At 62.6% G+C, this 24,291-nt stretch carries 25 protein-coding genes and 1 tRNA gene; 14 read left to right on the top strand and 12 right to left on the bottom strand.

The genetic code is table 11. The features are described 5' to 3' along the window. Window positions 1-21: 21 nt before the first annotated feature. The gene (locus O0879_RS24585) at window positions 22-741 is read left to right on the top strand and encodes a hypothetical protein (protein ID WP_289919246.1); all 720 of its coding nucleotides are present in this window, start codon (window positions 22-24) and stop codon (window positions 739-741) included. Between the two features lie 51 nt (window positions 742-792). Here O0879_RS24585 and O0879_RS24580 read toward each other — a convergent pair whose 3' ends face one another. Further along, on the bottom strand, window positions 793-1,098 hold the full coding sequence (locus O0879_RS24580; protein ID WP_046682222.1) for a PsiF family protein: 306 nt from the start codon (window positions 1,096-1,098) through the stop codon (window positions 793-795). A 266-nt stretch (window positions 1,099-1,364) separates the two neighbouring features. On the opposite strand from O0879_RS24580, the gene O0879_RS24575 reads away from it, so the two are divergent. Then, window positions 1,365-1,904 carry a DUF2058 domain-containing protein gene (locus O0879_RS24575; RefSeq protein ID WP_034784389.1) on the top strand — a complete coding sequence of 180 codons (540 nt, stop codon included), beginning with the start codon at window positions 1,365-1,367 and terminating at the stop codon, window positions 1,902-1,904. A 132-nt stretch (window positions 1,905-2,036) separates the two neighbouring features. Here the strand turns inward: O0879_RS24575 and O0879_RS24570 are convergent. Next, window positions 2,037-2,112: transfer RNA gene (locus tag O0879_RS24570), tRNA-Phe, on the bottom strand. 186 nt (window positions 2,113-2,298) lie between these two features. Between O0879_RS24570 and dkgB the strand changes: the two genes are divergently transcribed. The 9 genes from dkgB (at window position 2,299) to O0879_RS24525 (ending at window position 13,058) form a co-directional block, all read left to right on the top strand. Next, window positions 2,299-3,123: a 2,5-didehydrogluconate reductase DkgB gene (gene dkgB / locus O0879_RS24565; protein WP_289919242.1), complete on the top strand. Its 825-nt coding sequence runs from the start codon at window positions 2,299-2,301 to the stop codon at window positions 3,121-3,123. Window position 3,124: 1 nt separating this feature from the next. Then, complete coding sequence (locus O0879_RS24560; protein ID WP_289919241.1) at window positions 3,125-4,054, top strand: LLM class oxidoreductase; 930 nt, start codon at window positions 3,125-3,127, stop codon at window positions 4,052-4,054. A 66-nt stretch (window positions 4,055-4,120) separates the two neighbouring features. Further along, complete coding sequence (locus O0879_RS24555; protein ID WP_289919239.1) at window positions 4,121-5,365, top strand: FAD-dependent monooxygenase; 1,245 nt, start codon at window positions 4,121-4,123, stop codon at window positions 5,363-5,365. 159 nt (window positions 5,366-5,524) lie between these two features. Next, window positions 5,525-6,241: a DsbC family protein gene (locus O0879_RS24550; RefSeq protein WP_034785648.1), complete on the top strand. Its 717-nt coding sequence runs from the start codon at window positions 5,525-5,527 to the stop codon at window positions 6,239-6,241. A 132-nt stretch (window positions 6,242-6,373) separates the two neighbouring features. Further along, on the top strand, window positions 6,374-6,832 hold the full coding sequence (locus O0879_RS24545) for a (2Fe-2S)-binding protein (RefSeq protein WP_289912256.1): 459 nt from the start codon (window positions 6,374-6,376) through the stop codon (window positions 6,830-6,832). Between the two features lie 10 nt (window positions 6,833-6,842). After that, the gene (locus O0879_RS24540; RefSeq protein ID WP_289919237.1) at window positions 6,843-9,107 is read left to right on the top strand and encodes a xanthine dehydrogenase family protein molybdopterin-binding subunit; all 2,265 of its coding nucleotides are present in this window, start codon (window positions 6,843-6,845) and stop codon (window positions 9,105-9,107) included. A gap of 13 nt (window positions 9,108-9,120) precedes the next feature. Continuing rightward, entirely contained in the window at window positions 9,121-9,729 is a 609-nt protein-coding gene (locus O0879_RS24535) for a nucleotidyltransferase family protein (RefSeq protein ID WP_289905613.1), read from the top strand. Window positions 9,730-9,846: 117 nt separating this feature from the next. Continuing rightward, on the top strand, window positions 9,847-11,667 hold the full coding sequence (locus O0879_RS24530; RefSeq protein WP_289919236.1) for a M61 family metallopeptidase: 1,821 nt from the start codon (window positions 9,847-9,849) through the stop codon (window positions 11,665-11,667). A gap of 221 nt (window positions 11,668-11,888) precedes the next feature. After that, entirely contained in the window at window positions 11,889-13,058 is a 1,170-nt protein-coding gene (locus O0879_RS24525) for a GGDEF domain-containing protein (protein ID WP_289919235.1), read from the top strand. On the opposite strand, the gene O0879_RS24520 is transcribed toward O0879_RS24525, so the two are convergent. From O0879_RS24520 to rpe, 7 genes are all read right to left on the bottom strand, one after another. After that, window positions 13,009-13,479, bottom strand: a complete 471-nt coding sequence (locus O0879_RS24520) for a hypothetical protein (protein WP_289919233.1) — start codon at window positions 13,477-13,479, stop codon at window positions 13,009-13,011. The two genes, O0879_RS24525 and O0879_RS24520, sit on opposite strands and share 50 nt — an antisense overlap. A 19-nt stretch (window positions 13,480-13,498) precedes the next feature. Then, on the bottom strand, window positions 13,499-14,299 hold the full coding sequence (gene trpC / locus O0879_RS24515; RefSeq protein ID WP_289919230.1) for an indole-3-glycerol phosphate synthase TrpC: 801 nt from the start codon (window positions 14,297-14,299) through the stop codon (window positions 13,499-13,501). A 33-nt stretch (window positions 14,300-14,332) separates the two neighbouring features. Next, complete coding sequence (gene trpD / locus O0879_RS24510) at window positions 14,333-15,376, bottom strand: anthranilate phosphoribosyltransferase (protein WP_289912251.1); 1,044 nt, start codon at window positions 15,374-15,376, stop codon at window positions 14,333-14,335. A gap of 65 nt (window positions 15,377-15,441) precedes the next feature. After that, window positions 15,442-16,005, bottom strand: coding sequence for an aminodeoxychorismate/anthranilate synthase component II (locus O0879_RS24505; RefSeq protein ID WP_077399324.1), 564 nt, complete (start codon window positions 16,003-16,005; stop codon window positions 15,442-15,444). Window position 16,006: 1 nt separating this feature from the next. After that, entirely contained in the window at window positions 16,007-17,503 is a 1,497-nt protein-coding gene (gene trpE / locus O0879_RS24500) for an anthranilate synthase component I (protein WP_289899384.1), read from the bottom strand. Window positions 17,504-17,772: 269 nt separating this feature from the next. Further along, on the bottom strand, window positions 17,773-18,477 hold the full coding sequence (locus tag O0879_RS24495) for a phosphoglycolate phosphatase (protein ID WP_289919228.1): 705 nt from the start codon (window positions 18,475-18,477) through the stop codon (window positions 17,773-17,775). After that, the gene (rpe, locus tag O0879_RS24490) at window positions 18,477-19,151 is read right to left on the bottom strand and encodes a ribulose-phosphate 3-epimerase (protein ID WP_077399332.1); all 675 of its coding nucleotides are present in this window, start codon (window positions 19,149-19,151) and stop codon (window positions 18,477-18,479) included. Before rpe ends, O0879_RS24495 begins: the two co-directional genes overlap by 1 nt. 164 nt (window positions 19,152-19,315) lie before the next feature. Here rpe and apaG point away from each other — a divergent pair, with 164 nt between their 5' ends. Beyond that, window positions 19,316-19,690 carry a Co2+/Mg2+ efflux protein ApaG gene (gene apaG, locus O0879_RS24485; protein WP_034785627.1) on the top strand — a complete coding sequence of 125 codons (375 nt, stop codon included), beginning with the start codon at window positions 19,316-19,318 and terminating at the stop codon, window positions 19,688-19,690. Window positions 19,691-19,713: 23 nt separating this feature from the next. Here the strand turns inward: apaG and O0879_RS24480 are convergent, their stop codons facing one another. Continuing rightward, complete coding sequence (locus O0879_RS24480) at window positions 19,714-19,860, bottom strand: hypothetical protein (RefSeq protein WP_167468630.1); 147 nt, start codon at window positions 19,858-19,860, stop codon at window positions 19,714-19,716. Between the two features lie 94 nt (window positions 19,861-19,954). Between O0879_RS24480 and O0879_RS24475 the strand changes: the two genes are divergently transcribed. Next, window positions 19,955-21,139: a murein transglycosylase A gene (locus tag O0879_RS24475; RefSeq protein WP_306558300.1), complete on the top strand. Its 1,185-nt coding sequence runs from the start codon at window positions 19,955-19,957 to the stop codon at window positions 21,137-21,139. Window positions 21,140-21,179: 40 nt separating this feature from the next. Here the strand turns inward: O0879_RS24475 and O0879_RS24470 are convergent, their stop codons facing one another. Together O0879_RS24470 and O0879_RS24465 are read right to left on the bottom strand one after the other, a co-directional pair. Further along, window positions 21,180-21,617 (bottom strand): universal stress protein, encoded by a 438-nt coding sequence (locus O0879_RS24470; RefSeq protein WP_077399338.1) that lies wholly within the window; start codon window positions 21,615-21,617, stop codon window positions 21,180-21,182. A 137-nt stretch (window positions 21,618-21,754) separates the two neighbouring features. Further along, entirely contained in the window at window positions 21,755-23,074 is a 1,320-nt protein-coding gene (locus O0879_RS24465; protein ID WP_251349236.1) for an MFS transporter, read from the bottom strand. A 63-nt stretch (window positions 23,075-23,137) separates the two neighbouring features. Here O0879_RS24465 and O0879_RS24460 point away from each other — a divergent pair, with 63 nt between their 5' ends. Continuing rightward, window positions 23,138-23,914 carry an enoyl-CoA hydratase gene (locus O0879_RS24460; RefSeq protein WP_289919222.1) on the top strand — a complete coding sequence of 259 codons (777 nt, stop codon included), beginning with the start codon at window positions 23,138-23,140 and terminating at the stop codon, window positions 23,912-23,914. The last annotated feature ends 377 nt before the right edge of the window (window positions 23,915-24,291 follow it).

Here is a 24,291-nt window from a genome sequence, read left to right as displayed (position 1 = left end):
TCGCCACAGAAAGGGAACATCATGAAAGTCCATTTCATCGTGCATGAAGCGTTCGAGGCGCCGGGCGCCTACGAGACATGGGTGCGCGAGCGCGGCTACGCGGCCACGTATTCCCGCGTCCATGCCCATGAGCCGCTGCCCCCGTCCATCGCGGACATCGACCTGCTGGTCGTCATGGGCGGACCGCAATCGCCGTCGACGACGCGCGAGGAATGCCCGCATTTCGACGCCGCGGCCGAACAGGCCCTGATTGCCGCATGTGCGGCGGCGGGCAAGGCGGTCGTCGGCGTCTGCCTGGGGGCGCAACTGATAGGCGCAGCCCTGGGCGCGCGCCAGGCGCACAGCCCTGAAAAGGAGATCGGCAAGTTCCCCGTCATGCTGACGGCGGAAGGGCGGGCGAACGACAAGTTTGCCCATTTCGGCGACGTGCTGGAAACCGGACATTGGCATAGCGACATGCCGGGCCTGACTGACAGCGCGACGGTCATCGCCTGTAGCGAAGGTTGCCCCCGCCAGATCATCGAATACGGCAGGCTGGTGTACGGCTTCCAGTGCCATATGGAGTTCACGCCGGAGGTGGTCGAATTGCTGATCGCCGCGTCGGAAGCCGAGCTGGCCATGCTGGAGCCGCACCGCTTCGTGCAGCCGCCAGCGGTCTTGCGCAGCCACGACTGGCACGCCATGAACGGCCAGCTGTTCGGTTTCCTTGACCGGCTCATGCAGGCGTACGCATCGCCGTAAAAAAAACGCCAGCGTCGACGCTGGCGTTGGGGGGGCAAACAGGCGAGGCGCTTATTTCTTCGGCGCGCTCAGGCATTCCTTCATGAAGGCTTTGCGGGCATCGCCCTTCATGTCCTTGGCGTCGACATTGCACGCTTTCATCTTGTTTTGCTGCGTCATGGCCGGTGCCGGCTTGGCGCTCAGGCATTCCTTCATGAAGGTCTTGCGTTCATCGCCTTTCTTGCCGGCGGCGTCCGCATTGCAGGTCGTCATCTTCGATTGTTGGGCCGTCTTGGCGACGGGCGCCGCTTCCGGTGCGGCGGCAAAGGCGGTGCTGGCAAACGCGGCGGCGATGCAGAGGGCGATTAATTGTTTCATGGCAAATCCTTGTAGACGCAGTCGGTGGAAGGGGGCGATGCAATCGGCAGACAATGCCGATATGCAAAACGTAACTAACTATATGACATTTATCAACAAAATTCCCACTCGAGTGTGTCTTTTTGTTACTGGCAGGCAGAAGGCGCCCGCCAGCTGGCCCGGGCAGCCATGTTGCGGCGGCAGCGCCCCTGTTTTTTGCTATGCTAGCGTCTTTCCACCGGCCGATGCCGCTGCCTTGGCCGGCGCACCCTCAATACGGAGTAGTTATGGTCTCGTTGCAAGAGCAGTTTTTAAAGGCCGGCCTGGTCGACAAGAAGAAGGTCAAGCTGGCCAACCAGGACAAGAGCAAGCAGAAAAAGGACGAGCGCAAGAGCGGCACGCAAAGCGTCGACGAAGTGCGCCTGGCCGCGCTCGAGACCCAGCGCAAGAATGCCGAGCGGGCGCGCGAACTGAACGCCCAGCGCGACGCGGCCGCCAACCAGAAGGCCATCGTGGCGCAGATCGCGCAAATGGTGCAAAAGAACCGCCAGAGCAAGGGCAACAACGGCGACGTGCCGTACAACTTTACATTTAATAACAAGATCGAGCGCATCTACGTGACGGCCGCCGTGCAAGCCCACCTGGTGGCGGGCCGCCTGGTCATCATCTGCCTGGGCGGCGCCGTGGAGCTGGTGCCGCGCATCATCGCCGACAAGATCGCCGAACGCGACCCCGCCATCGTCGTGCGCGTGAAACAGGCCAGCACGGAAGTGGACGAGGACGATCCGTATGCGGCGTTCCAGATTCCTGATGATTTGATGTGGTAAGAGGGATGTTTGCCCGGCGCTGACGGCGCCGGGGGAGTGGTTGCGGGCCGGAAACGGCCTGCGTGTTGTATAGACAGTCCACAAACAAAAACGCCACCCGAAGGTGGCGTTTGTGAATGTAAAACGAATTCTTGGTGGCCCGGGGCGGAATCGAACCACCGACACAAGGATTTTCAATCCTCTGCTCTACCGACTGAGCTACCAGGCCAAGGTGGCGAATTATAGCAGACCAAAACGGGAATGCAAGAGCCGGCTGCGACTTTTCCCCGATTTCCTGCATGGGCATGGTTTTACTTGCTTGTGGATCAAATATGATTTGATATCAGCGGTATTTTTCTCAACAAAGGATGGGCGCATAGTGTGGCCATCGACATTGACTTGAGAGGATTACCGCATGAACGCCACCACAAATCGCACCGCCATCCCTGAAATCGGCCTGGGCACCTTCCGCCTGCAGGGCCAGGTCGTCATCGATTCCGTCACCACGGGCCTCGACGTCGGCTACCGCCATATCGACACGGCGCAAATCTACGGCAACGAAGCCGAAGTGGGTCAGGCGATCGCCGCCAGCCCCGTCCCGCGCGACGAGCTGTTCGTCACCACCAAGATCTGGATCGAGAACCTGCAGCGCGACAAATTGATTCCCAGCCTGAAGGACAGTCTGCACAAGCTGCAGCTGGAGCAGCTGGACCTGACCCTGATCCACTGGCCGTCGCCGCAGGACGCCATTCCCGTCGCCGAGTACATGGCGGCGTTGGCGGACGCCAAGGCGCAGGGACTGACGAAAGCCATCGGCGTATCGAATTTCACGAATGCGCAGCTGCAGCAAGCCATCGACACGGTGGGAGCGGCGGAAATCGCCACGCAGCAGGTCGAAATCCACCCCTTCCTGCAAAACCGCACCGTCATCGATTTCGCACGCCGCCAGGGCATCCACATCACGGCCTACATGCCGCTCGCGTACGGCAAGGTGGTCGTCGATCCCGTCATCATGGCCATCGCGGTAAAACACGGCGTGACGCCGGCGCAAGTGGCCCTGAGCTGGTCGCTGCAGCAGGGCTTTGCCGTGATCCCGTCGTCCACCAAACGGGCCAACCTGGAAGCGAACCTGCATTTCCAGCGCATCACCCTGTCGCCGGACGAGATGGCGCAGATGGCGACCTTGGAGCGTGGCGAACGCCTGGCCAACCCGGACGGCCTGGCGCCGCAGTGGGATTGATATGGGCGCCATGACGAAGCTCGGGCAGGGCGGTTTCAGCATCGGGCTGGAACTGCCGCTCGATAATGACTGGTCGTCCACGGGACGCCAGGCGAATGCGGCGTCCGGCCGCGTGCCGGGCGAACCGGACCTGCAACAGCATGCGGCGCTGGCAAAGCTGGCCGACCGCCTCGGTTTCAGGGCCCTGTGGCTGCGCGACGTGCCTTTGTATGACCCGTCGTTCGGCGACGCGGCCCAGGTCTTCGAGGTGTTTACCTATCTTGGCTACCTGGCCGGCATCACGGAGAACATCTTGCTGGGCACGGCCGCCGTGGTGCTGCCCCTGCGCGAGCCTGTATTGACGTTAAAAGCGGCGGCCAGCGTGGACCAGTTGAGCGGCGGGCGATTGCTGCTGGGCGTGGCCAGCGGCGACCGTCCTGTCGAATATCCCGTCTTCGGCCGCGACTTCGAGCAGCGCGGCGCCGCGTTCCGCGAACAGGTGGCCATGCTGCGCGACTGGGGCGAGACGCATCTGCCGCCCGGCATCCGCCTGCTGCCCAAGCCGTCCGCGCCCTTGCCGCTGCTGGTGGCGGGGCTGGCGCAGCAGTCGCCCGCCTGGATCGGCGAGCAAATGGATGGCTGGCTCGCCTATCCGGGCACGCCGGACGACCATGCGCGGCGCTCGGCGCAATGGCGCGCCGTCGCCGGGGAAGATAAACCCTACGTCAGCTTCATCCACCTGGACCTGGGCGAGGCCCCGAACTTGCCGCTGCAGCGCTTCCGTTTTGGCGCACGCACGGGGCGCGACGGCCTGATCGCCGAGTTGACGGCCATGCGCGACGCCGGCGTGCGGCACATCGGCTTGCAGCTGCGGCAGAACCGCCGCCCGCTGGCCGAGACGATGCAGGAGATCGCGGACCACGTGCTGCCCGTCTTTCATGGCATCGCTTGATCTGGGACACGCGTCCTGTACTTCCGGACTATCTGAAAAGGGTGGGGCAAACGCTATAATGGTCCCATGAACAGTCCCACTCCCCCTACCATGCGGCGCTTCATGCATAGCCACAGCGACGTTTGCATCGTCGGCAATGGCGCCATCGCGAAAACCACGGCGCTGGCGTTTGCCCAGGCAGGACAAAGCGTCACCCTGTTATCCCCGGTGAGCCCGCCCGCGCCCACATCCCCTTCGGCCGCCAAGCCGGTCGAAGCCAGCTGGGATGTGCGCGTGTATGCGCTCAATCACACGGCGCACCAGCTGCTGTCGTCGCTGAAGGTATGGGGCGCCCTGGAGGCCGACAGGGTGGCGCCCGTCGACGCCATGCTGGTCAACGGCGACGGCGCGCAGGCGGGTGGACTCGGTTTCGACGCATATGGCGCCCATGTGGGCACGCTGGCGTGGATCATCGAAGACCGAAACCTGGGCCAGGCGCTGGACGCCGCCCTGAAATTTGCGCCGAACGTCAACGTGGTGCAGGGCCGCGCCAGCCGCCTGGAATGGACGAACGACTCGGCCATCGTGCATCTCGATGGCGGCGACACCATCACTTGCGCATTGGTAGTGGGCGCGGATGGCGCCCAGTCGTGGGTGCGGGGCCAGTGCGACATCGGCCTCGATTACCGCTCCTACGGTCAGCGCGGCGTGGTCAGCAACTTCGCCTGCGAAAAGCCGCACCATGGCGCGGCCCACCAGTGGTTCACGGGCAGCGAAGGCATCGTCGCGCTGCTGCCGCTGCCGGGCGACCGCGTCTCGCTGGTCTGGTCGGCGCCCGATGCGCTGGCCGACACCTTGATGGCCGAATCGGCCGACGCCCTGGCCGCGCGCCTGGCCGCCTACTGCCACGACAAACTGGGCAAGCTGACGCCGTTGCAGCCGGAGCTGGTGCGCGCCTTCCCATTGACCCTGATGCGCCCGCACGCCATGGTGGCGCCGCGCGTGGCCCTGGTGGGCGACGCCGCCCACGTGGTGCACCCGATGGCCGGCCACGGCATGAACCTGGGTTTTGCCGACGTGGCGCAGCTGGTCAAGACGATCGCCGAACGCGAAGCGCACCGCGGCATCGGCGACGAGCGCGTGCTGGCCCGCTATGCGCGCGCGCGCAAGGAAGACGTGCTGTTGATGCAGCTGGCCACCGATGGCCTGGCGCGATTATTTGGCGCCGACCTGGAGCCGTTGCGCGTGGTTCGCAATTTGGGATTAAACTTGCTGGATAAATTACCGGCCCTGAAGCGGAAAATGATCGCGCACGCATTGGGACATCAGTAAATATCAGCGAATCTTAAGATATCGCCGGATAATGGCAGGTGTGAAAATTCAAGGTCGCCGCAGCTGGTCTGCGGCGATCGTTTTGTCAAAGAGATAACGATGCCGGGCCAGAGGCGAGTCCCGCCAGGCGTTTCAAGTGGAGAAGTGATAGTGATAAAAATGAGCAGAATCGCATTGGTACTGGCCTCTGGCCTGATGATGTCGTGCGCCGGCGCGGAAACGCCAACGGAAGCGAACATCAAAAAGCTGATCGAGCCGCGCCTGGGCGAAGGCGCCAAGGTCGATTCGGTCAAGGAAACGCCGTACGGCGGCCTGTATGAAGTGCGCACGGGCGGCGACATCCTGTACACGGACAAGGCCGCGCAATACCTGTTCGTCGGCCACGTCTTCGACGCCAAGACGTCGCAAGACCTGACCAAGGTGCGCCTGGACGAAGTCAACCGCATCAAATTCTCCGACTTGCCGCTCGATTCCGCCATGAAGACCGTCAAGGGCAATGGCAAGCGCGTGATCGCCGTGTTCGAAGATCCGAACTGCGGCTATTGCAAGCGTTTCCGCCAGAACGCGCTGAAGGAAATCGACAACGTCACCGTCTATACCTTCATGTACAACATCCTGTCGCCGGATTCCATCGTCAAGTCGCGCAATGTCTGGTGCGCGCCGGACCGCAACAAGGCATGGGATGACTGGATGTTGAACGGCAAGGCGCCAGCCACGGTGGCCGCCACCTGCGCCAATCCGCATGAAAAAATCCTGGCCCTGGGCCAGCAATTGCGCGTGTCGGGCACGCCTGCCATCTTCTTTGCCGACGGCAGCCGCATTCCGGGCGCAGTCGATGCGAAAACGCTGGAACAGAAATTCTCGACCATTAAGTAATCCGGGCTGTCGCCAGGAAGGCTGGACGGCGCGCCCTCGCAAGGCGCGCTTTTTTTTGCACTTTTTTCCGCTGTCGTATCATCAAGTGTTGTTTGTAGACGCCATAACAATTCAAAAAAGGAGAAGCAGCAGATGATTACCCTGAATATCAACGGACGCGACACGCAGGTCGATGCCGATCCTTCCACGCCCATCCTGTGGGCGCTGCGCGATAACCTGAACATGACGGGCACCAAGTTCGGCTGCGGCATGGCGCTGTGCGGCGCCTGCACGGTGCACCTCGACGGCCAGGCCATCCGCTCGTGCATCACGCCGATTTCCTCCGTCGGCACGCAAAAGATCACCACCATCGAAGCGATGGAAAACGACCAGGTAGGCAAGGCCGTGCAGGCGGCGTGGGTGCAGCACGACGTGCCGCAATGCGGCTACTGTCAAAGCGGCCAGGTGATGAGTGCCACGGCGCTGCTGCGCACCAACAAGGCGCCCAGCGATGCCGACATCGACGGCGCCATGAGCGGCAATATCTGCCGCTGCGGCACCTATCAACGGATCCGCGCGGCCATCAAGGACGCGGCCAAGACCCTGGCCTGAGGAGAGCGACATGCGTATCGAATGGTTGAATCAGGAAGCATTGCAGCATGGCGGGGTGACCCTGGGCGCGGCGCTGGCATCGGCGCCTGTTACCGTGGCCGATGGCGTGTCGCGGCGCGGTTTCATGAAGGCGGGCGCGGTGGCCGGCGGCGGCTTGATGCTGGGCTTTTTCCTGCCAGGCGCAGGCAAGCTGGCGCAGGCGGCCGATGCCGCACCCGCCAAGCCCGTGTATGCGCCAAACGCCTTCTTGCACATCGCCCCCGATAACACGGTGACGGTGCAGGTGAACCGGCTGGAATTCGGCCAGGGCGTGCAAACGAGCTTGCCCATGCTGATCGCCGAGGAGCTCGACGCCGACTGGAGTATGGTGCGCGGCGCGCTGGCGCCGGCCGGCGAACAGTACAAGGATGCTGCCTACGGCATGCAGATGACGGGCGGTTCGGGCAGCATCGCCCATTCGTTTACGCAGTACCGCGAAATCGGCGCCAAGGCGCGTGCCATGCTGGTGGGCGCCGCCGCTGCGCAATGGAAAGTCAGCCCTGACCAGGTGCGCGCCGCCAAGGGCGTGCTGTATGGCCCAGGCGGACAAAAGGCCACGTATGGCGAGTTTGCCGATGCGGCCATGCGCCAGCCGGTGCCCGCCACCGTCAAGCTGAAGGACCCGCGCGACTTTGCCATCATCGGCAAGCCCGTGAAACGCCTGGACGCGGCAGCCAAGTCCACCGGCAAGCAGCAGTTCGGCATCGACTTCAAGCCGCCTGGCGCGAAGGTGGCCATGGTGGCGCGCCCGCCCGTGTTTGGCGCGAAAGTGGCGAAGTTCGACGCCAGCAAGGCAAAAGCCATCAAGGGCGTACTCGAGGTGCTGGAAGTGAAGACCGACCGTGGCGGCAGCGGCGTGGCCGTCATCGCCGAAGGCTACTGGCCGGCCAAACAGGGGCGCGACGCGCTGGTGATCGAATGGGACACGAGCGCGGTGGAAAAGGTCAGCAGCGACAAGCAGCTGGCAGCCTTCAAGGCGCTGGCGAAAACGCCGGGCACGGTCGCCAGACCTGCCGACATGGCCAAGCTGGCCTCGGCGCCGAAAAAGATCGAAGCCGTCTACGAATTTCCCTACCTGGCGCACGCGCCGATGGAGCCGCTCAATTGCGTCGTCGACCTGCAGGCAGACAAATGCACGATGTGGGTCGGTTCGCAATTCCAGACGGGCGACCAGGCGGCCATCGCTGCCACGTCCGGCCTGAAACCCGAGCAGGTGACCTTGCACACGATGATGGCGGGCGGCGGCTTCGGCCGGCGTGCCGTGCCCTCGTCCGACTACGTGGTCGAAGCCGTCAACGTTGCCAAGGCCTGGCGGGCGGCGGGCAAGGGCGGACCATTAAAACTGATGTGGAGCCGCGAGGACGACATCAAGGGCGGCTACTACCGGCCGTCGCATGTGCACCGCGCGCAGATTGGCCTGAACGCCAAAGGGAAAATCCTCGCCTGGGACCATACCATCGTGGGCCAGTCCATCATGGCCGGCACGCCGTTCGAAGCCTTCATGGTGAAAAATGGCGTCGACGGCACCATGGTCGAAGGCATGGGCGAACCGTACACCTTGCCGATGAAGCTGTCCGTGCACACGGCCAAGGCGAACGTGCCCGTGCTGTGGTGGCGTTCCGTCGGCTCGACGCATACGGCCTTCGTCATGGAAACCCTGATCGACGAGGCGGCGCACGTGGCGAAGATGGACCCCGTCGCCTATCGCAAGCAGCTGATCGACGCCAAGCATACGCGCCACATCGCCGCGCTGGACCTGGCCGTGGCCAAGTCCGGCTATGGCAAGAAGAAGCTGCCGAAAGGGCAGGCCTGGGGCGTGGCCATGCATGAATCGTTCAATTCCGTGGTGGCCTACGTGGTGACGGCGTCGGTGGTGCAAGGCGCGCCCAAGCTGCACCAGGTATGGGCGGGCGTGCATTGCAACCTGGCCGTCAATCCCCTGACGATCGAGGCGCAAGTGCAGGGCGCCGCGCTGATGGCGCTGGGCATGACGATTCCTGGCGCAGCCATCACGCTCAAGGATGGCGTGGTGGAGCAGCAGAACTTCGGCGATTACCCCGTGCCGCGCATGCCCGACATGCCGGTAATCGAGGTGCACCTGGTGCCGTCTGGCGATGCGCCGACGGGCATGGGCGAGCCAGGCGTGCCGCCGCTGGCGCCCGCCTTCGCCAACGCGCTGTTCGCGCTGACGGGCAAGCGCCTGCGCAAGTTGCCTTTTGATTTGGCGGCCGCATGACGGTAGCGGTTTTTTGAGCACGGTCGGCATCTTGCTGGCAGCCGGAAGGGGACGCAGGTTCGACCCTTCCGGCGTGCAGAACAAATTATTGCAGCCATTGGCGGAAGGACCGCACGCGGGTCTGCCGGTGGTGGTGGCGGCAGCGAGGAACATGCTGGCTGCCTTGCCGCGCGTGCTGGCCGTGGTGCGCCCCGACGATGCCGAGGTCGCGCGCCAGCTCGGTGCGCTGGGCTGCGAGGTACGCGTCTGCCATGATGCCGACACGGGCATGGCCGCCTCGCTCACCTGCGCCATCGGTCACGTGCGCGGCGCGCCGGGCTGGCTGATCGCCCTGGGCGACATGCCTAGTGTGGAAGCGGCTACAATCGCCGCCTTGTCGCACGCCATCGGCGATGGCGCGCGCATCGCCGTGCCCGTGTTCCAGGGACGGCGCGGCAATCCTGTCGCGTTCAGCGCCTTTCACTTGCCGCTGCTGCTGGCACTCGATGGCGACCAGGGCGCGCGCAGCATCGTCAACAGCCATGCCGTGTGCGAAGTAGCAGTGGACGACAGCGGCATCTTGCGCGATATTGATACACCTGACGATTTGTCGCCGGCGCCTGGCGCGCCTGGGCGATTGTAGAACATCCATGCCAGACACGAGGAAAACATGAAGAAAGCACCGATTCAAAAAATCACCGCCAAGGCGGGAGCCAAGGCAAGCGGCAAAGCCACAAGCAAAGCCGCGGCAAAAACCGCAGTGAAAACCGCACCGGCCGCCGGCATCATCTACAGCATTGCCGCAGCCGACCTGGCCGGTCACATGTTCAAGGTGACGTTGACCGTCAAGTCGCCGGCCGCCATCGGCCAGGTATTTGCCTTGCCGGCCTGGATTCCGGGCAGCTACATGATCCGCGAATTTTCGCGCAATATCGTCAGCATCCGCGCCGAGTCCGAGGGCAAGGCCGTGGCGCTGACCAAGCTGGACAAGCATTCGTGGCAAGCCGCCCCGTGCAAGGGCCCGTTGACCGTCGAGTATGACGTGTATGCCTGGGACTTGTCCGTGCGCGCCGCCCACCTGGACCAAAATCACGGCTTCTTCAACGGCACCAGCGTGTTCCTGCGCGTGCTGGGCCAGGAGGCCGAGCCGCACGAAGTGCACATCGTGCAGCCGAAGGATGCGGCCTGCAAGACGTGGAAAGTGGCCACCACCCTGCCGGAACTGAAAGCGAAACGCTATGGCTTCGGCAGCTACCAGGCGGCCAACTACGACGAGCTGATCGACCACCCGGTGGAGATGGGCGACTTCGCGCTGGCCACCTTCAGCGCGCATGGCGTGCCGCACGATATCGTCGTCACGGGCAAGGTGCCGAACCTGGACCTGGACCGCCTGTGCCGCGACCTGAAAGCCATCTGCGAAACGCAGATCGCCTTCTTCGAGCCGAAGACAAAAAAAGCGCCGATGGACCGCTATGTGTTCATGACCATGGCCGTCGGCGACGGATACGGCGGCCTGGAACACCGCGCCTCGACGGCATTGATCTGCGCGCGTGCCGACCTGCCGACGACGGCTTCAAACAGCACGGAAATCGGCGATGGCTACCTGAAATTCCTGGGCTTGTGCAGCCACGAGTACTTCCACACCTGGAACGTCAAGCGCATCAAGCCGGCCGCCTTCGCGCCGTACAACCTGCAGGCGGAAAGCTATTCGCCGCTGCTGTGGCTATTCGAGGGCTTCACCAGCTATTACGACGACCTGATGCTGGTGCGCGCGGGCCTGATCGACGAGGCAGCCTATTTCAAATTGCTGGGGAAAACCGTCAACAGCGTGCTGCGCGGCAGCGGCCGCACGAAGCAAAGCGTGGCCGATTCCAGCTTCGACGCCTGGGGCAAGTACTACCGCCAGGATGAAAACGCGCCGAACGCCATCGTCAGCTACTACACCAAGGGTTCGCTGATCGCGCTGGCCTTCGACCTGACGATCCGCGCCAAGACGAATGGCGAAAAGTCGCTGGACGACGTGATGCAGGCCTTGTGGCAGCGCTATGGCCGCGATTTCTACAAGGGCAAGGGAGAAGGCAAGGGCCGCGGCGTGACGCCGGCCGAAGTCGAAGCCCTGTTCGATGAAATTGCCGGCACGCGCCTGAAACCGTTCTTCGAGCGCTACATCCGCGGCACGGACGATGTGCCGCTGGCGCGCCTGCTGGCGCCGTTCGGTGTGAAATACAGCGATGCGCGCAAGGCGGAAAAGGCCAGCCTGGACGTCAACCTGGGCCGCGACGGCAACGATGCCAAGCTGGCGCAGGTGCACCAGGGCGGCGCGGCGCACGTGGCCGGCCTGTCGGCGGGCGACGTGCTGGTGGCCATCGATGGCTTGCGCGTGACGGGTAACCCGGCCAACCTGGACACCTTGCTGGGCCGCTACGCCGTCGGCGCCAAGGTGGCCATCCACGCCTTCCGCCGCGACGAGCTGATGACGTTCGCGGCCGTGCTGCAAGGCGACCGCGTGCCCGGCGTCAGCCTGGCGCTGCTGCCGGCGCCGAAGAAAGCCACGGGGCCGAAGCGTCCTAGCGCGGCATGATGCTGTTTCTCATGCGGTAAAACAGAAAACCGGCCGTCACTGGCCGGTTTTTTATTTCAAGCAGCAATTTCCCAAATGCAACTTATCCGGTGAAACTGGCGGCTTGCCATCATATTTACTGCAAATGAACTAATTTTTCTTTAACTAAACTAAAATTGCCGAACCGCTTCTTTTAGATCGCGCCCAACGTGCAAACCCTCGATCCTCGAACGATTATGCTGATGACCACGCTGATGTGCGGGGCGATGAGCATCGTCATGTTCTCGGTGTACCGCAGTTTCCGGCGCGAGGTGCATGGCCTGGGGCATTGGGCGGCCGGCTTGCTGTTGCTGGTGTGCGCGTCCCTGCTGTTCGGCACCCGCGAAGTGCTGCCGCCGGCATTGTCCATGATCGCGGCCAATGCGGCGCTGGTGGCCGGCATCGGCCTGTCGATGCTGGGCACGGAGAAATTCTTTGGCCTGGCGCCCAGCCGCCGCGCCTATCTGCTGATACTTGCCCTGGCCATCGCCGGCAATAGCTGGTGGTTGCTGGCGCAGCCCGATTTTTCGGCGCGCGTGGCGGTCTTTTCCCTGCTGGTCTTCCTGTTTTATGCGCGCCAGGTGCAACTGGTGTGGCGCCATGGCGAGCGCCATTTCTCGAGTTTTTTCTTTGCCGCGCTGATGCTGATGCAAGCCGTCGTGGTGTTGGCGCGCGGCGTGTCTGCCTTGCTGCATGGCGGCGCCAGCGTGAACCTGACGGTGGCCGGCACGCCGGCCGGCATCTATCTGGCGGTCGCCAATTTCATGGCGCTGCTGCTGACGGTGGGCTTCATGACGATGGCGACGCGCCGCCTGCAGCAGATACTGGAGCGCCGCTCGACCCACGATCCGCTGACCCAGGTGCTGAACCGGCGCGGCTTTGGCGACGCCTATGCGCGCGAGATAGACAATCTGCGCCGCCGCCGCTTGCCGTTGACATTGCTCAGCATCGACCTCGATTACTTCAAATTGATCAATGACCGCCACGGTCACGCGGTGGGTGACCGGGTGCTGGCGCACGTGGCCACCGTTATCAAGGGCGCCTTGCGCGAATCGGATTGCGTGGCGCGTTTCGGCGGCGAGGAGTTCGTCGTGCTGATGCCGGACATGCCGGCGCATAATGCATTGGGCGTGGCCGAACGCATCCGCGCCTTGCTGCGCGAGCCCAGTCATGCGGGGCTGCCGCCGTGTACGGTCAGCATCGGCGTCGCTTGCCAGGCGTCGGTGGTGGAAGGGCTGGAACAGCTGTTGTCGCGCGCCGATGCGGCCCTGTACCTGGCCAAGGAACGGGGACGCGACCGCATCGAACTCGATACCGCCGCGTTTACTGTGGACCGGACAAGGTCCGCAGCTGGAATTGGTACCGGTCGTTGAACAGGAAGGTTTCGGAGAAATCGAAGGTCCGGGCGTGGCGGTGCATCAGGTGTGCCGCTGGCGGAAAGAGGGTGGGCACGCGCCGCACGGCGGCCAGCGCCGCGGCCGATGCTTCGCTGTCGCGCGAACGGTGCACGTGCACGCTTTTCAGCTCGCCGTCTGGGCCCACGCTCAGGTCGAGCACGACGATGGCAGGGAGCATGGGCGGCAGGCGCCCGCTGAACGTGTAGGCACTGTTGGCGGCCATGATCTGCTGCGCCACCAGCGACTTGTAGGCGTCGATGCTGTCCGCGAGCTGTATCGCGGCCGGCGTGCGAGGGGGCGTGGACGTGGGCGTGGACGTGCTCACCGCCGGCGGGGCCGCGGTCTGGCAGGCCGACAGCAGGCTGGCGGCGGCAAGGACGATAATTCCGTATCTCATGCTACCAGCCTACCATGGTTTAACTGAACAGGCGTTCCAGCTCCACGCCGGGGTCGGGCGCGCGCATGAACGCTTCGCCCACGAGGAAGCTGTGGATGTGCGCATCGCGCATGCGTTGCACGTCGGCCGTGTCGTGGATGCCCGATTCCGTGATGATCAATTTGTCTTGCGGGATGCGCGGTAACAGCTTGATGGTCGTGTCGAGCGACGTTTCGAAGGTGCGCAGGTTGCGGTTGTTGATGCCGATCAATGCGCTCTTGAGTTTCAGGGCCGCTGTCAGTTCGTCGCCGTCGTGGCTTTCGATCAGCACGCCCATGCCCAGTTCGTGGGCGCACGCTTCCATTTCGGCCATCAGGCCATGGTCGAGCGCCGCGACGATCAACAGGATGCAGTCGGCGCCCATGGCGCGCGCTTCATAGATCTGGTACATGTCGACCATGAAATCCTTGCGCAGCACGGGGATGGCGCAGGCGGCGCGCGCCTGCTGCAGGTACTCCACGGATCCCTGGAAGAACTGTTCATCCGTCAGCACGGACAGGCAGGCCGCGCCATGCGCGGCATAGCTGGCGGCGATATCAGACGGGCGGAAGTCGGCGCGAATGACCCCTTTCGATGGCGACGCCTTTTTCACTTCGGCGATGATGCCGGGCTTGCCGGCGGCGATGTGCTGGCGCAGGCTCGCTTCGAAGCCGCGCAGGCCGGCGCGCAGGGCGCTGTCGTTTTCCACGTCGCCGCGCAGGCTGGCCAGGCTGCGGCGGGCCTTGGCCCTGGCCACTTCATCGGCTTTCACGGCCAGGATTTTATCGAGTATGTCGGACATGATGGTCGCTATTCTATAAAGGAGGGCGGCAGCTTACGCTTGTGCCGGGGTGCCCAGCTGTTGCGTGACCTGCACGAATTGCGCGAGTTTCGCCAGGGCCGCGCCCGAACTGACGGCGGTGCGCGCGCGCGCCAGGCCGTCTTCGATCGAACTGGCCACGCCGGCCGCGTACAGCGCCGTGCCCGCGTTCAGGGCGACGATGTCGGCGGCCGCACCGGGCTCGCCGCGCAGCGCTTCCATCATCTTGGCTTTCGATTCCACGGAATCGGCCACCTTCAGGTTGCGGCTGGCGATCATCGACATGCCGAAGTCTTCGGGATGGATTTCATATTCACGGATTTCGCCGTTGACCAGTTCACCGACCATGGTGGCCGCGCCCAGCGACACTTCATCCATGTTGTCGCGGCCATACACGACGATGGCGTGCTGCGCGCCCAGGCGCTGCAGCACGCGCACCTGGATGCCGACCAGGTCGGCGTGGAACACGCCCATCAAAATATTCGGCGCGCCGGCGGGATTGGTCAAGGGGCCCAGGATATTGAAGATGGTGCGCACGCCCAGCTCGCGGCGCACGGGCGCCGCATGCTTCATGGCCGCGTGGTGATTCGGCGCGTACATGAAGCCGATGCCCGTTTGCGCGATCGACTGGGCGATCTGCTCGGGCTGCAGGTTGATGTTGACGCCCAGCGAGTCCAGCACGTCGGCGCTGCCGGACGAGGAAGACACGCTGCGCCCGCCATGCTTGGCCACGCGCGCGCCGGCGGCGGCGGCCACGAACATCGAGGCGGTGGAAATATTGAACGTGTGCGCGCCGTCACCGCCCGTGCCGACGATGTCGAGCAGGTTGGTGGTGTCGGCCATGGGCACCTTGGTGGAAAACTCGCGCATCACTTGCGCGGCCGCGGCGATTTCGCCGATGGTTTCCTTTTTGACGCGCAAGCCCATGGTGAGGGCGGCGATCATGGTGGGCGACATTTCGCCGGACATGATCTGGCGGAACAGGTACAGCATTTCGTCGTGAAAGATTTCGCGGTGTTCTATGCAGCGCAGCAGGGCTTCTTGTGGTGTGATCGGCATGATGCTTCCTTCTTCAATGATGGCGCAGGAGGACACTGATGGCACGCCGTGGCGTGCGCGGAAAATCAGCGCTCGAGAAAGTTCTTCAGCAGGGCGTGGCCGTGCTCCGAGAGGATCGATTCGGGGTGGAACTGCACGCCCTCGATATCGTATTCCCGGTGGCGCACGCCCATGATTTCGCCGTCGTCCGTCCACGCCGTCACTTCCAGGCAGGAAGGCAGCGAGGCGCGTTCGATCGCCAAAGAGTGGTAGCGGATCACTGTGAAGGGGCTGGGCAAGTCTTTGAAAACGCCCACGCCCGTATGCGCGATGAAGGAAGTCTTGCCATGCATGACTTGCTTGGCGCGGATGACGTTGCCGCCAAACGCTTCGCCGATGGCCTGGTGGCCCAGGCACACGCCCAGTATCGGTTTCTTGCCGGCGAAGTGCTTGAGCACTTCCACGGAAATGCCCGCCTGTGCCGGCGCTTTCGGACCGGGCGAGATGCAGATGCGGTCCGGGTTCAGCGCCTCGATCTGTGCGATCGTGATTTCATCGTTGCGGTAGACCCGCACGTCTTCGCCCAACTCGCCGAAATACTGCACGATGTTGTAGGTGAAGGAGTCGTAGTTGTCGATCATCAGCAGCATCTTAAAACCCTCCATCCAGGCCATCTTGCACTTGTTCGGCGGCGCGCAGTACGGCACGCGCCTTGTTTTCCGTTTCCTGCCATTCCATTTCGGGGATGGAGTCGGCCACGATGCCGGCCGCGGCCTGCACGTACAGCATGCCGTCCTTGACCACGCCCGTGCGGATGGCGATTGCCACATCCATTTCGCCGCCAAACGACAGGTAGCCGCAGGCGCCGCCGTAGATGCCGCGCTTGGTGATTTCCAGTTCGTCGATCACTTCCATGGCGCGCACTTTCGGCGCGCCCGTCAGGGTGCCGGCGGGGAAGGTCGCGCGCAGCACGTCCAGGTTCGACAGGCCATCCTTCAGCTTGCCTTCCACGTTCGAAACGATGTGCTGCACGTGCGAGTATTTTTCGATGACCATGCGGTCGGTGACTTGCACGCTGCCCGTCTCGGCGATGCGGCCGATGTCGTTGCGCGCCAGGTCGATCAGCATCACGTGCTCGGCGATCTCTTTCGGGTCGGCCAGCAGCTCGGCCGACAATTCGGCGTCGCGCTCTGGCGTGGCGCCGCGTGGACGGGTACCGGCGATCGGGCGCAGGGTGACTTTCTTGCCGCCGTCCGCCGTCTTTTCGTTGCGCACCAGAATTTCCGGCGAGGCGCCGATGATCTGCATGTCACCGAAATTATAGAAGTACATATACGGCGACGGGTTGAGCGAACGCAAGGCGCGGTACAACGTCAGCGGCGAATCGACGTAAGGTTTGCGAATGCGCTGGCCGATCTGCACCTGCATCAGGTCGCCCGCCATCACGTATTCATGCGCCTTGGCAACGGCCTTCAGGTAATCTTCCTTGGAAAAGTCGCGGATGGTTTCCGTGCGCACGGAAGCGCTGGTGACGGGCGCATCGACGCCGCGGCGCAGCATCATGCGCAAGTCCTTCAGGCGCTGCTGCGCTTTCGAAAACGATTCGGGCTGCGTCGTGTCGGCGTAGACGATCAGGTAGAGCTTGCCGGACAGGTTGTCGATGACGGCCAGTTCTTCCGTCACCATCAGCTGGATGTCGGGCAGCTTCAAGTCGTCTTTCGGTGCGCCGCCAGCGAGTTTTTTCTCGATGTGGCGCACGGTGTCGTAGCCGAAGTAGCCGGCCAGGCCGCCGCAGAAGCGCGGCATGCCGGGGCGCAGGGCCACCTTGAAGCGCGACTGGAATTGTTCGATGAAGTCGAGCGGATTGCCTTCGTGTTCTTCGATCACGCTGCCGTTCTTGACGATTTCGGTGCGTTTGCCATAGCTGCGCAGCACGGTCGTGGCGGGCAAGCCGATGAAGGAATAGCGGCCGAAGCGTTCGCCGCCGACGACGGATTCGAGCAGGAAGGTGTTCTTGCCGCCTTGTTGGGACTGTGCCAGTTTCAGGTACAGGGTGAGCGGGGTTTCCAGGTCGGCGAACGCTTCCGCGATCAGGGGGATGCGGTTGTAGCCTTGCTGGGCCAGCGATTTGAATTCGAGTTCGGTCATGTTTCTCTCCATGCCGTCAGGGTATGAGTGTGCATAGTGCACAAACCCTGCGGTGGGTTATCAAAAAACTTGCCGGGACACGCAACGTGCGCAACATGCGCAAACGACGTGTGTACAACCGGCAGCAATCGTAACGGCTCGGCCCTTAAGCCTGCCAGGATTGCCAGCGTCGCCAAAGCCAGGCCTCAATCGAGCCGGTTTGGGTGACATTGTGTTTTTTGATGAGAAACGTGTTCACGATATGGTGTTGGGTTTGGTCAGTATGCCGGTTAGTTTTGCATGCCAATAAAACGGGCTGCTTCGAGCAGTGTCTTTACTATACCATCGGAATCGGTATCGTGTATAGAGTGTCCGTGATTGTAGCCATACGGTACCGTCAGTACGGGGCAAGCCGCAGCCCTGGCCGCTTGCGCGTCATTCGAGGAGTCGCCGATGGCCACCACTTTGGATGGCGGCAGGTCGAAGTCCGCACACACTTGCAGCAGCGGCATGGGGTGCGGTTTTTTCTGCGGCAGCGAATCGCCGCCATAGACGATCTCGAAATACTGATCCAGGTTTTTCAGTTTCAGCAGGGGCAGGGCGAAGGCGATCGGCTTGTTGGTGACGCAGGCCAGGCGCAGGCCCGCCGCCTTCATCGCCGCCAGTCCCGCTTCGACCTCCGGATACAGGGTGCTGAACTGGCCGTTGATGGCCAGGTAGTGACGCTGGTAGCCCTCCATCGCCTGCTCGAAACGCTGTTCCACGCCGGCGTCATCGAAGTCGAGCGCCAGCACGGTGCGGATCAGGTTTTCCGAACCCTTGCCCACCATCAACTTGATGGCGTCGGCGCTGATGGGTGCCAGGTCCAGTTCGGCGCGCATGCCATTGATGGCGACATGAAAATCGGGCACGGTGTCGAGCATCGTGCCATCGAGGTCGATGATGGCGGCGCGCACGCCAGCCAGTACGTGGTCTTTCACCGTGCCCGCCTGCATCAGTTGCCCACCGTTTTGGCCAGTTCGGCGCGCATGGCGTCGATGACGGCCTTGTAGTCCGGCTTGCCGAAGATGGCCGAGCCGGCGACAAAGGTGTCGGCGCCGGCGGCGGCGGCAGCGGCGATGTTGTCGATCTTGATGCCGCCATCGACTTCCAGCATGATGTCACGGCCCGATTCGTCGATCATGCGGCGCGCTTCGGCGATTTTCTTCAGCGCTTGCGGAATGAAGGACTGGCCGCCGAAGCCCGGGTTGACGGACATGATCAGGATGATGTCGATCTTGTCCATCACGTGTTCCAGGTAATGCAGCGGCGTGCCCGGGTTGAAAACCAGGCCCGATTTGCAGCCATTGTCGCGGATCAACTGCAAGGAACGATCGACGTGATCCGACGCTTCCGGATGAAAGGTGATGATGTTCGCGCCAGCCTTGGCGAAATCCGGGATAATGCGATCGACAGGCTTGACCATCAGATGCACATCGATGGGTACTTGCACGTGCGGGCGAATCGCTTCGCACACCAGCGGGCCGATGGTCAGGTTCGGCACGTAATGGTTATCCATCACGTCGAAGTGGATGATGTCGGCGCCGGCGGTAACGACGTTGCGCACTTCCTCGCCCAGGCGGGCAAAGTCGGCGGACAGGATGCTGGGAGCGATACGGAATGTTGTCATGGTGAAGTAGCCAAAGGATAGAAAATGCGATTTGCGCTATTTTACGCCTGACGCCGTTACCATGCCTCATGAAGTACGGTGAAACACAGAATACGCATCGCGCAATGGCCAATGCGTCGCGCGCGACACACAATATGACTGGCAATGTCTGAAGAGGAATGACGATGGCGACTTATGAATTTACGGTAACGGTCAAAACGCAATATCTGCCCGATCAATCGGCACCGGACCAGGGGCGGCACGTGTTCAGCTACACGATCCGCGTCGTCAACACGGGCACGGCTGGCGCGCAACTGATTTCGCGCCACTGGGTCATCACGGATGCGAACAACAAGGTGGAAGAAGTGCGCGGCCTGGGCGCCGTCGGTCACCAGCCGTTGTTGCAGCCGGGCGAGCAGTTCGAATACACGAGCGGCACCATGCTGGGCACGCCGCAAGGATCGATGCACGGCGAATACTTCTGCGTGGCCGAAGACGGCCATCAGTTCGAAGCGCCGATTCCCGAGTTCGTGCTGTCGGTGCCGCGTACCCTGCATTAAGGAAACGCCGGGGGCTTGCCCCCTTATTTCAGTTTTTCGGTGGCGTCCTGTTCTTCACTGAGCTGCTTGCGTGCCGGCGGTGCGGGCTTTTTGCCCGAATACATTGTCCACCAGACTATAAATGCCAGCAAGAAGAACGCCACCAGCGCCTCTATCATCAAGATCCACATACGCATCCCTATGTTATTTACCCGCAGCCCATTTACCAGCCGTCTGTTTACACGCGGTAGTCTACCTGTTTCAATCGGCGCCGTCGCGCTTGTCTTGTCCGCCTGCACCACGCCGCCCGTCGCGCCGCCCGCGGCTTCCAGCGGCAAGGCGCCCGCCATTGCGCCGACCGTCGTCAAGCCTGTGCCTGCCAAGCCGGCCGATGCCAAGGATGCCACGGATGTGGCGGCGCCCACGTTCGTGCCCGCCAAGTTTGCCGCCTTGCCAGGCTGGGCCCGCGACGACATGCGCGCCGCCTGGCCCGCCTTCATGGCTTCGTGCGGCGTGCTGGTGAAACGGCCGGACTGGAAGGAATCGTGCACGATTGCGCGCCAGGTCAATGCCGACAGCGACAAGGCCATCCGCCTGTTTTTCGAGACCTTCTTTGTGCCAAATCAAGTCGTCACCGCCGATGGCGCCAATACTGGACTGGTGACCGGTTATTACGAGCCATTGCTGCACGGCGCGCGCAAGCGCGGTGGCCCATACCAGACACCGCTGTACAAGGTGCCTGACGATCTGGTCTCGGTGGACTTGTCCGGCGTGTATCCGGAACTGAAAAACATGCGCTTGCGGGGCAAGCTGGTCGGCAAGAAGGTGATACCGTACGCAACCCGCGCCGACATCGAGCGCGCCACGTCCGTCACGGGCAAGGAATTGCTGTGGGTGGATGACGAAGTCGAGGCGTTCTTCCTGCAAGTGCAGGGTTCCGGGCGCGTGCAGCTGACCGATACGCAGGAAACCGTGCGCGTGGCGTATGCGGATCAAAACGGCCATCCGTACAAATCGATCGGCCGCTACCTGGTCGACAAGGGCGAGCTGACCCTAAGCCAGGCGTCCGCGCAAGGCATCAAGGCGTGGATCGCGGGCCATCCCACGCGCAAGGATGAATTGTTCAACGCCAACCCGAGCTATGTCTTCTTCAAGGAAGAGCGCTTGCCCGATCCGAAAGTGGGGCCGAAGGGCGCGTTGGGCGTGCCGCTGACGCCGCAGCGCTCGGTGGCCATCGATTCGCGTTTCCTGCCGCTGGGTGCGCCCGTATTCTTGTCCACCACGCAAGCCAATAGCGAGATTCCCATGCAGCGCCTGGTGATGGCGCAGGATACGGGCGGTGCCATTCGCGGGCCGATCCGGGTCGATTATTTCTTTGGCTTTGGCGCGGAAGCGGCCGAGAATGCGGGCCGCATGAAGCAGAGCGGCGCCGTGTGGGTGTTGTTGCCGAAGCAGGCACCGGCGCGCTGAGTTTCTCGCGGCGCCGGGCGGGGATTGCGCTAGCGCAAGGTTAGCGCAGGACCATGACGGGTAAATGGGTGTGGGCCAGCACTTTTTGCGTTTCGCTGCCCACGAACAACTTGTTCAAGCCCTTGCGGCCATGCGAGGCCATCAGGATGATGTCGCAATGGTAGGTTTGCGCCGCATTGACGATTTCATCGTGCGGGCTCGGCGATACGGCCACCACGCCTTCGAAAGGCACGCCGGCGTCACGCGCCGCTGCGCCGATCTTGTCGATGGCGCGTTGTGACGCTTCCTGCATCTGCTGTTCATACAGACTTGCGTCGAGCACGATGCCGCCGTCGGCCATCGGCGAGAACGGGAAGGGCTGCACCACGCTGATGGCGACCAGCTTGGCTTTGTTCAGCTGGGCGAAGGCGAGGGCGGTCTCGGCGGCTTTGTCGGACAACGGCGAGCCGTCGGTGGGAAATAAGATGGTGTTAAACATGGCGTGCTCCTCAAGTGATGTAAGACAGCTTATGGATTTACATCAATTAAAACCTTGATATAAATCAAACCTCGCAGGCTTTGGCGCGAATAGTGTCGCCAAGGCAATCTTTTAGCAGTGTATGCCCGTTCATCGCTTCAGGTGCGCACGCTACGCAGCGGCGTGCCCCACACCATGGCCACCGTCAACAGGATGCTGCCGGCCGCGATACAGGCCAGGCCATTGCGCACGCCAAAGTGTTCCGCGATCCAGCCGGCGGCCAGCGCGCCCAGCGGCGCCGTCGCCACCGTCAGGAAGCGCATGGTCGACGTCATGCGGCCCAGCATGGGGTCGGGCGTCACCTTCTGGCGCAGGCCCAGGTAGGGAATAAAGAACAGCATCACGCCGCAATCGAAAAAGAACATCAATATGGCATACGCCACGGCGCTGGCGGCCGCGCTGCCGAACAGTGCTGCCGGAATCGTCGGCGTCAGGGCAAAGCACACGGAGGTGGATGCCAGGCCGATCAGGATGGTGCGGCCGGCGCCGTAGCGCTTTGTCAATGGCTTGACGATGAAGGCGCTGAGTAGCACGCCGGCGCCGCCCAGCATCTGCGTCATGCCCAGCACGCCAGGACTCATGCCCAGATCGCGCGTGGCGAACAGCACCGTCAAGGCCATGCTGGCGTAAAACAGGAAGTGCCAGATGCCGGCGCCCCAGGCCAGCGCGCGCAGCAGCGGCTCGCGCCACACGAACAACAAGCCGTCGGCGATGTCGCGCAAAGCGTGCTTGTCGGATGGCGCCGGGCGTGGGTCGCGCACGCTCATGGCACGCAAATTGAAGACGGAAATCAGATAACCGCACGCCGTGCACAGGATGGCGACGGGCGCGGACAAGACCTGCACCAGCACGCCGGCCAGGCCGGGACCGATCAGGCGCGAAGCCGATTCGGTGGCGGCAAATTTCGACTGCGCATCGATCAAGCCATCGCGGCCCACTAGGAAAGTCAGAAACACCTGCTCGGCGCCGCCGCCCACGACGAAGCCCGTGCCGATGATGAACCCTACTATATATAACCACGGCATCGACAGCACGCCGCACCAGTAAGCCACTGCCACGCTGGCCAGGGCCAGGCCGGACATGCTTTCGCTGAACAGCATGATCGGGTGCTTGCTGCGCCGGTCCAGCAGCACGCCGACGGGCAAACCGAACAGGGCGAACGGCAGCGCCTGCAAGGCAACCAGCACGCCCATCTGTTCCGGCGTCGCATGCAGTAACAGCACCGCGCACAGGGGCAGGGCCAGTGAGGTGATCTGGGCGCCGAAGCAATTGAGGCCGTTGCTGAACCACAGGCGGCGGAAATCGACGCTGGCGGCGCTGCCGTCGCCGCGCAGGTAATGGGCGCAGTACTGGAAGAGGGAGGAGAAAATATCTTGCTCGATATGAAAATGATCAGGCTCACAATAATAGCAGCGCACCTGCCGCGCCGCTGCCGTTAGCCGCTACAATCGTTGTCACCGTGTTCATCCAGAGGAGACTATATGCAATACGAAGACTTGATCATCGATATCCAGGACAAAGTGGCGGTCATCCGCCTGAATCGCCCGAAGGCCTTGAATGCCTTGAACGACAACATGATGAATGAGCTGGGCAACGCCTTGCTGAAATTCGATGCGGATGACAATATCGGTTGCATCGTGCTCACGGGCAGCGAAAAAGCGTTTGCCGCCGGCGCCGACATCGCCGCCATGGCCGATTACACCTACCCGGACACCTTTACCCAGGGCTACATCAGCCGCAACTGGGAACATATCTTGCGCGTGCGCAAACCTGTGGTGGGTGCGGTGGCCGGCTATGCGCTCGGTGGCGGTTGCGAACTGGCCATGATGTGCGATTTCCTGATCGCCGCCGACAGCGCCAAATTTGGCCAGCCGGAAATCAAGGTCGGCGTCACGCCGGGCGCGGGCGGCACGCAGCGTTTGCCGCGCGCCATCGGCAAGGCCAAGGCCATGGATCTGCTGTTGACGGCGCGCACCATCGACGCCACCGAGGCGGAGCGCATCGGCCTGGTGTCGCGCGTCGTGCCGGCCGATAAGTTGCTGGAAGAAACCCTGTCTGCCGCCAAGACTATCGCCGCCATGCCGACCTCGGTGGCCATGATGATCAAGGATTGCGTCAACCGCGCCTTTGAAACCACCTTGACTGATGGTGTCGCCTACGAGCGCCGCTTGTTCCAGGCCGCCTTCGGTACGCCTGCACAAAAAGAAGGCATGCACGCTTTTCTGGAAAAGCGCTTGCCAAACTTCGACGGTCTTTGATATGATTCGCCTCCCCGATGAGACGCACTAGTTTGCGGCACAAAAGGGACAGCCTTCAGGGGCTGGGTAGTAAAAAAGAAGGTTGACGAAATGGCCGAAACGCTTCATACTCTTCCTTCTTCGCAGCTGACAAACACAACGCTTTGTCGATAGCGCGAAAGCAGTAACCGAATACAGTTCTTTAACAATTAACAGTCGATAAGTGTGGGCATTTGATGTAAGTGCAGCGCTGCGTAAGCAGCGTCAAACTTAAAATATCAAATGTTCACAAGAAATAATGAAATAGGCGCTACGAAAGTAGTGGCCTGTCAGTTTTTTGAGTGAGCGACCCATCAGCAATGATGGTGCCGGTAAAACGGCAAAGTAACAGAGATTAA

It is taken from the genome of Janthinobacterium sp. SUN120 (assembly GCF_030397735.1).
Lineage (GTDB): Bacteria > Pseudomonadota > Gammaproteobacteria > Burkholderiales > Burkholderiaceae_D > Janthinobacterium > Janthinobacterium kumbetense.
The sequence above is the reverse complement of the archived record's forward strand: the minus strand, read 5'-3'. Positions and strand labels throughout refer to the sequence as shown.

Excerpts from the sequence above, each read along its gene's own strand:
- O0879_RS24585 (WP_289919246.1), top strand. The coding sequence starts at position 22 with ATGAAAGTCCATTTCATCGTGCATGAAGCGTTCGAGGCGCCGGGCGCC.
- O0879_RS24580 (WP_046682222.1), bottom strand. The coding sequence starts at position 1,098 with ATGAAACAATTAATCGCCCTCTGCATCGCCGCCGCGTTTGCCAGCACC.
- O0879_RS24575 (WP_034784389.1), top strand. The coding sequence starts at position 1,365 with ATGGTCTCGTTGCAAGAGCAGTTTTTAAAGGCCGGCCTGGTCGACAAG.
- dkgB (WP_289919242.1), top strand. The coding sequence starts at position 2,299 with ATGAACGCCACCACAAATCGCACCGCCATCCCTGAAATCGGCCTGGGC.
- O0879_RS24560 (WP_289919241.1), top strand. The coding sequence starts at position 3,125 with ATGGGCGCCATGACGAAGCTCGGGCAGGGCGGTTTCAGCATCGGGCTG.
- O0879_RS24555 (WP_289919239.1), top strand. The coding sequence starts at position 4,121 with ATGAACAGTCCCACTCCCCCTACCATGCGGCGCTTCATGCATAGCCAC.
- O0879_RS24550 (WP_034785648.1), top strand. The coding sequence starts at position 5,525 with ATGAGCAGAATCGCATTGGTACTGGCCTCTGGCCTGATGATGTCGTGC.
- O0879_RS24545 (WP_289912256.1), top strand. The coding sequence starts at position 6,374 with ATGATTACCCTGAATATCAACGGACGCGACACGCAGGTCGATGCCGAT.
- O0879_RS24540 (WP_289919237.1), top strand. The coding sequence starts at position 6,843 with ATGCGTATCGAATGGTTGAATCAGGAAGCATTGCAGCATGGCGGGGTG.
- O0879_RS24525 (WP_289919235.1), top strand. The coding sequence starts at position 11,889 with ATGACCACGCTGATGTGCGGGGCGATGAGCATCGTCATGTTCTCGGTG.
- O0879_RS24520 (WP_289919233.1), bottom strand. The coding sequence starts at position 13,479 with ATGAGATACGGAATTATCGTCCTTGCCGCCGCCAGCCTGCTGTCGGCC.
- trpC (WP_289919230.1), bottom strand. The coding sequence starts at position 14,299 with ATGTCCGACATACTCGATAAAATCCTGGCCGTGAAAGCCGATGAAGTG.
- trpD (WP_289912251.1), bottom strand. The coding sequence starts at position 15,376 with ATGCCGATCACACCACAAGAAGCCCTGCTGCGCTGCATAGAACACCGC.
- O0879_RS24505 (WP_077399324.1), bottom strand. The coding sequence starts at position 16,005 with ATGCTGCTGATGATCGACAACTACGACTCCTTCACCTACAACATCGTG.
- trpE (WP_289899384.1), bottom strand. The coding sequence starts at position 17,503 with ATGACCGAACTCGAATTCAAATCGCTGGCCCAGCAAGGCTACAACCGC.
- O0879_RS24495 (WP_289919228.1), bottom strand. The coding sequence starts at position 18,477 with ATGCAGGCGGGCACGGTGAAAGACCACGTACTGGCTGGCGTGCGCGCC.
- rpe (WP_077399332.1), bottom strand. The coding sequence starts at position 19,151 with ATGACAACATTCCGTATCGCTCCCAGCATCCTGTCCGCCGACTTTGCC.
- apaG (WP_034785627.1), top strand. The coding sequence starts at position 19,316 with ATGGCGACTTATGAATTTACGGTAACGGTCAAAACGCAATATCTGCCC.
- O0879_RS24480 (WP_167468630.1), bottom strand. The coding sequence starts at position 19,860 with ATGTGGATCTTGATGATAGAGGCGCTGGTGGCGTTCTTCTTGCTGGCA.
- O0879_RS24470 (WP_077399338.1), bottom strand. The coding sequence starts at position 21,617 with ATGTTTAACACCATCTTATTTCCCACCGACGGCTCGCCGTTGTCCGAC.
- O0879_RS24460 (WP_289919222.1), top strand. The coding sequence starts at position 23,138 with ATGCAATACGAAGACTTGATCATCGATATCCAGGACAAAGTGGCGGTC.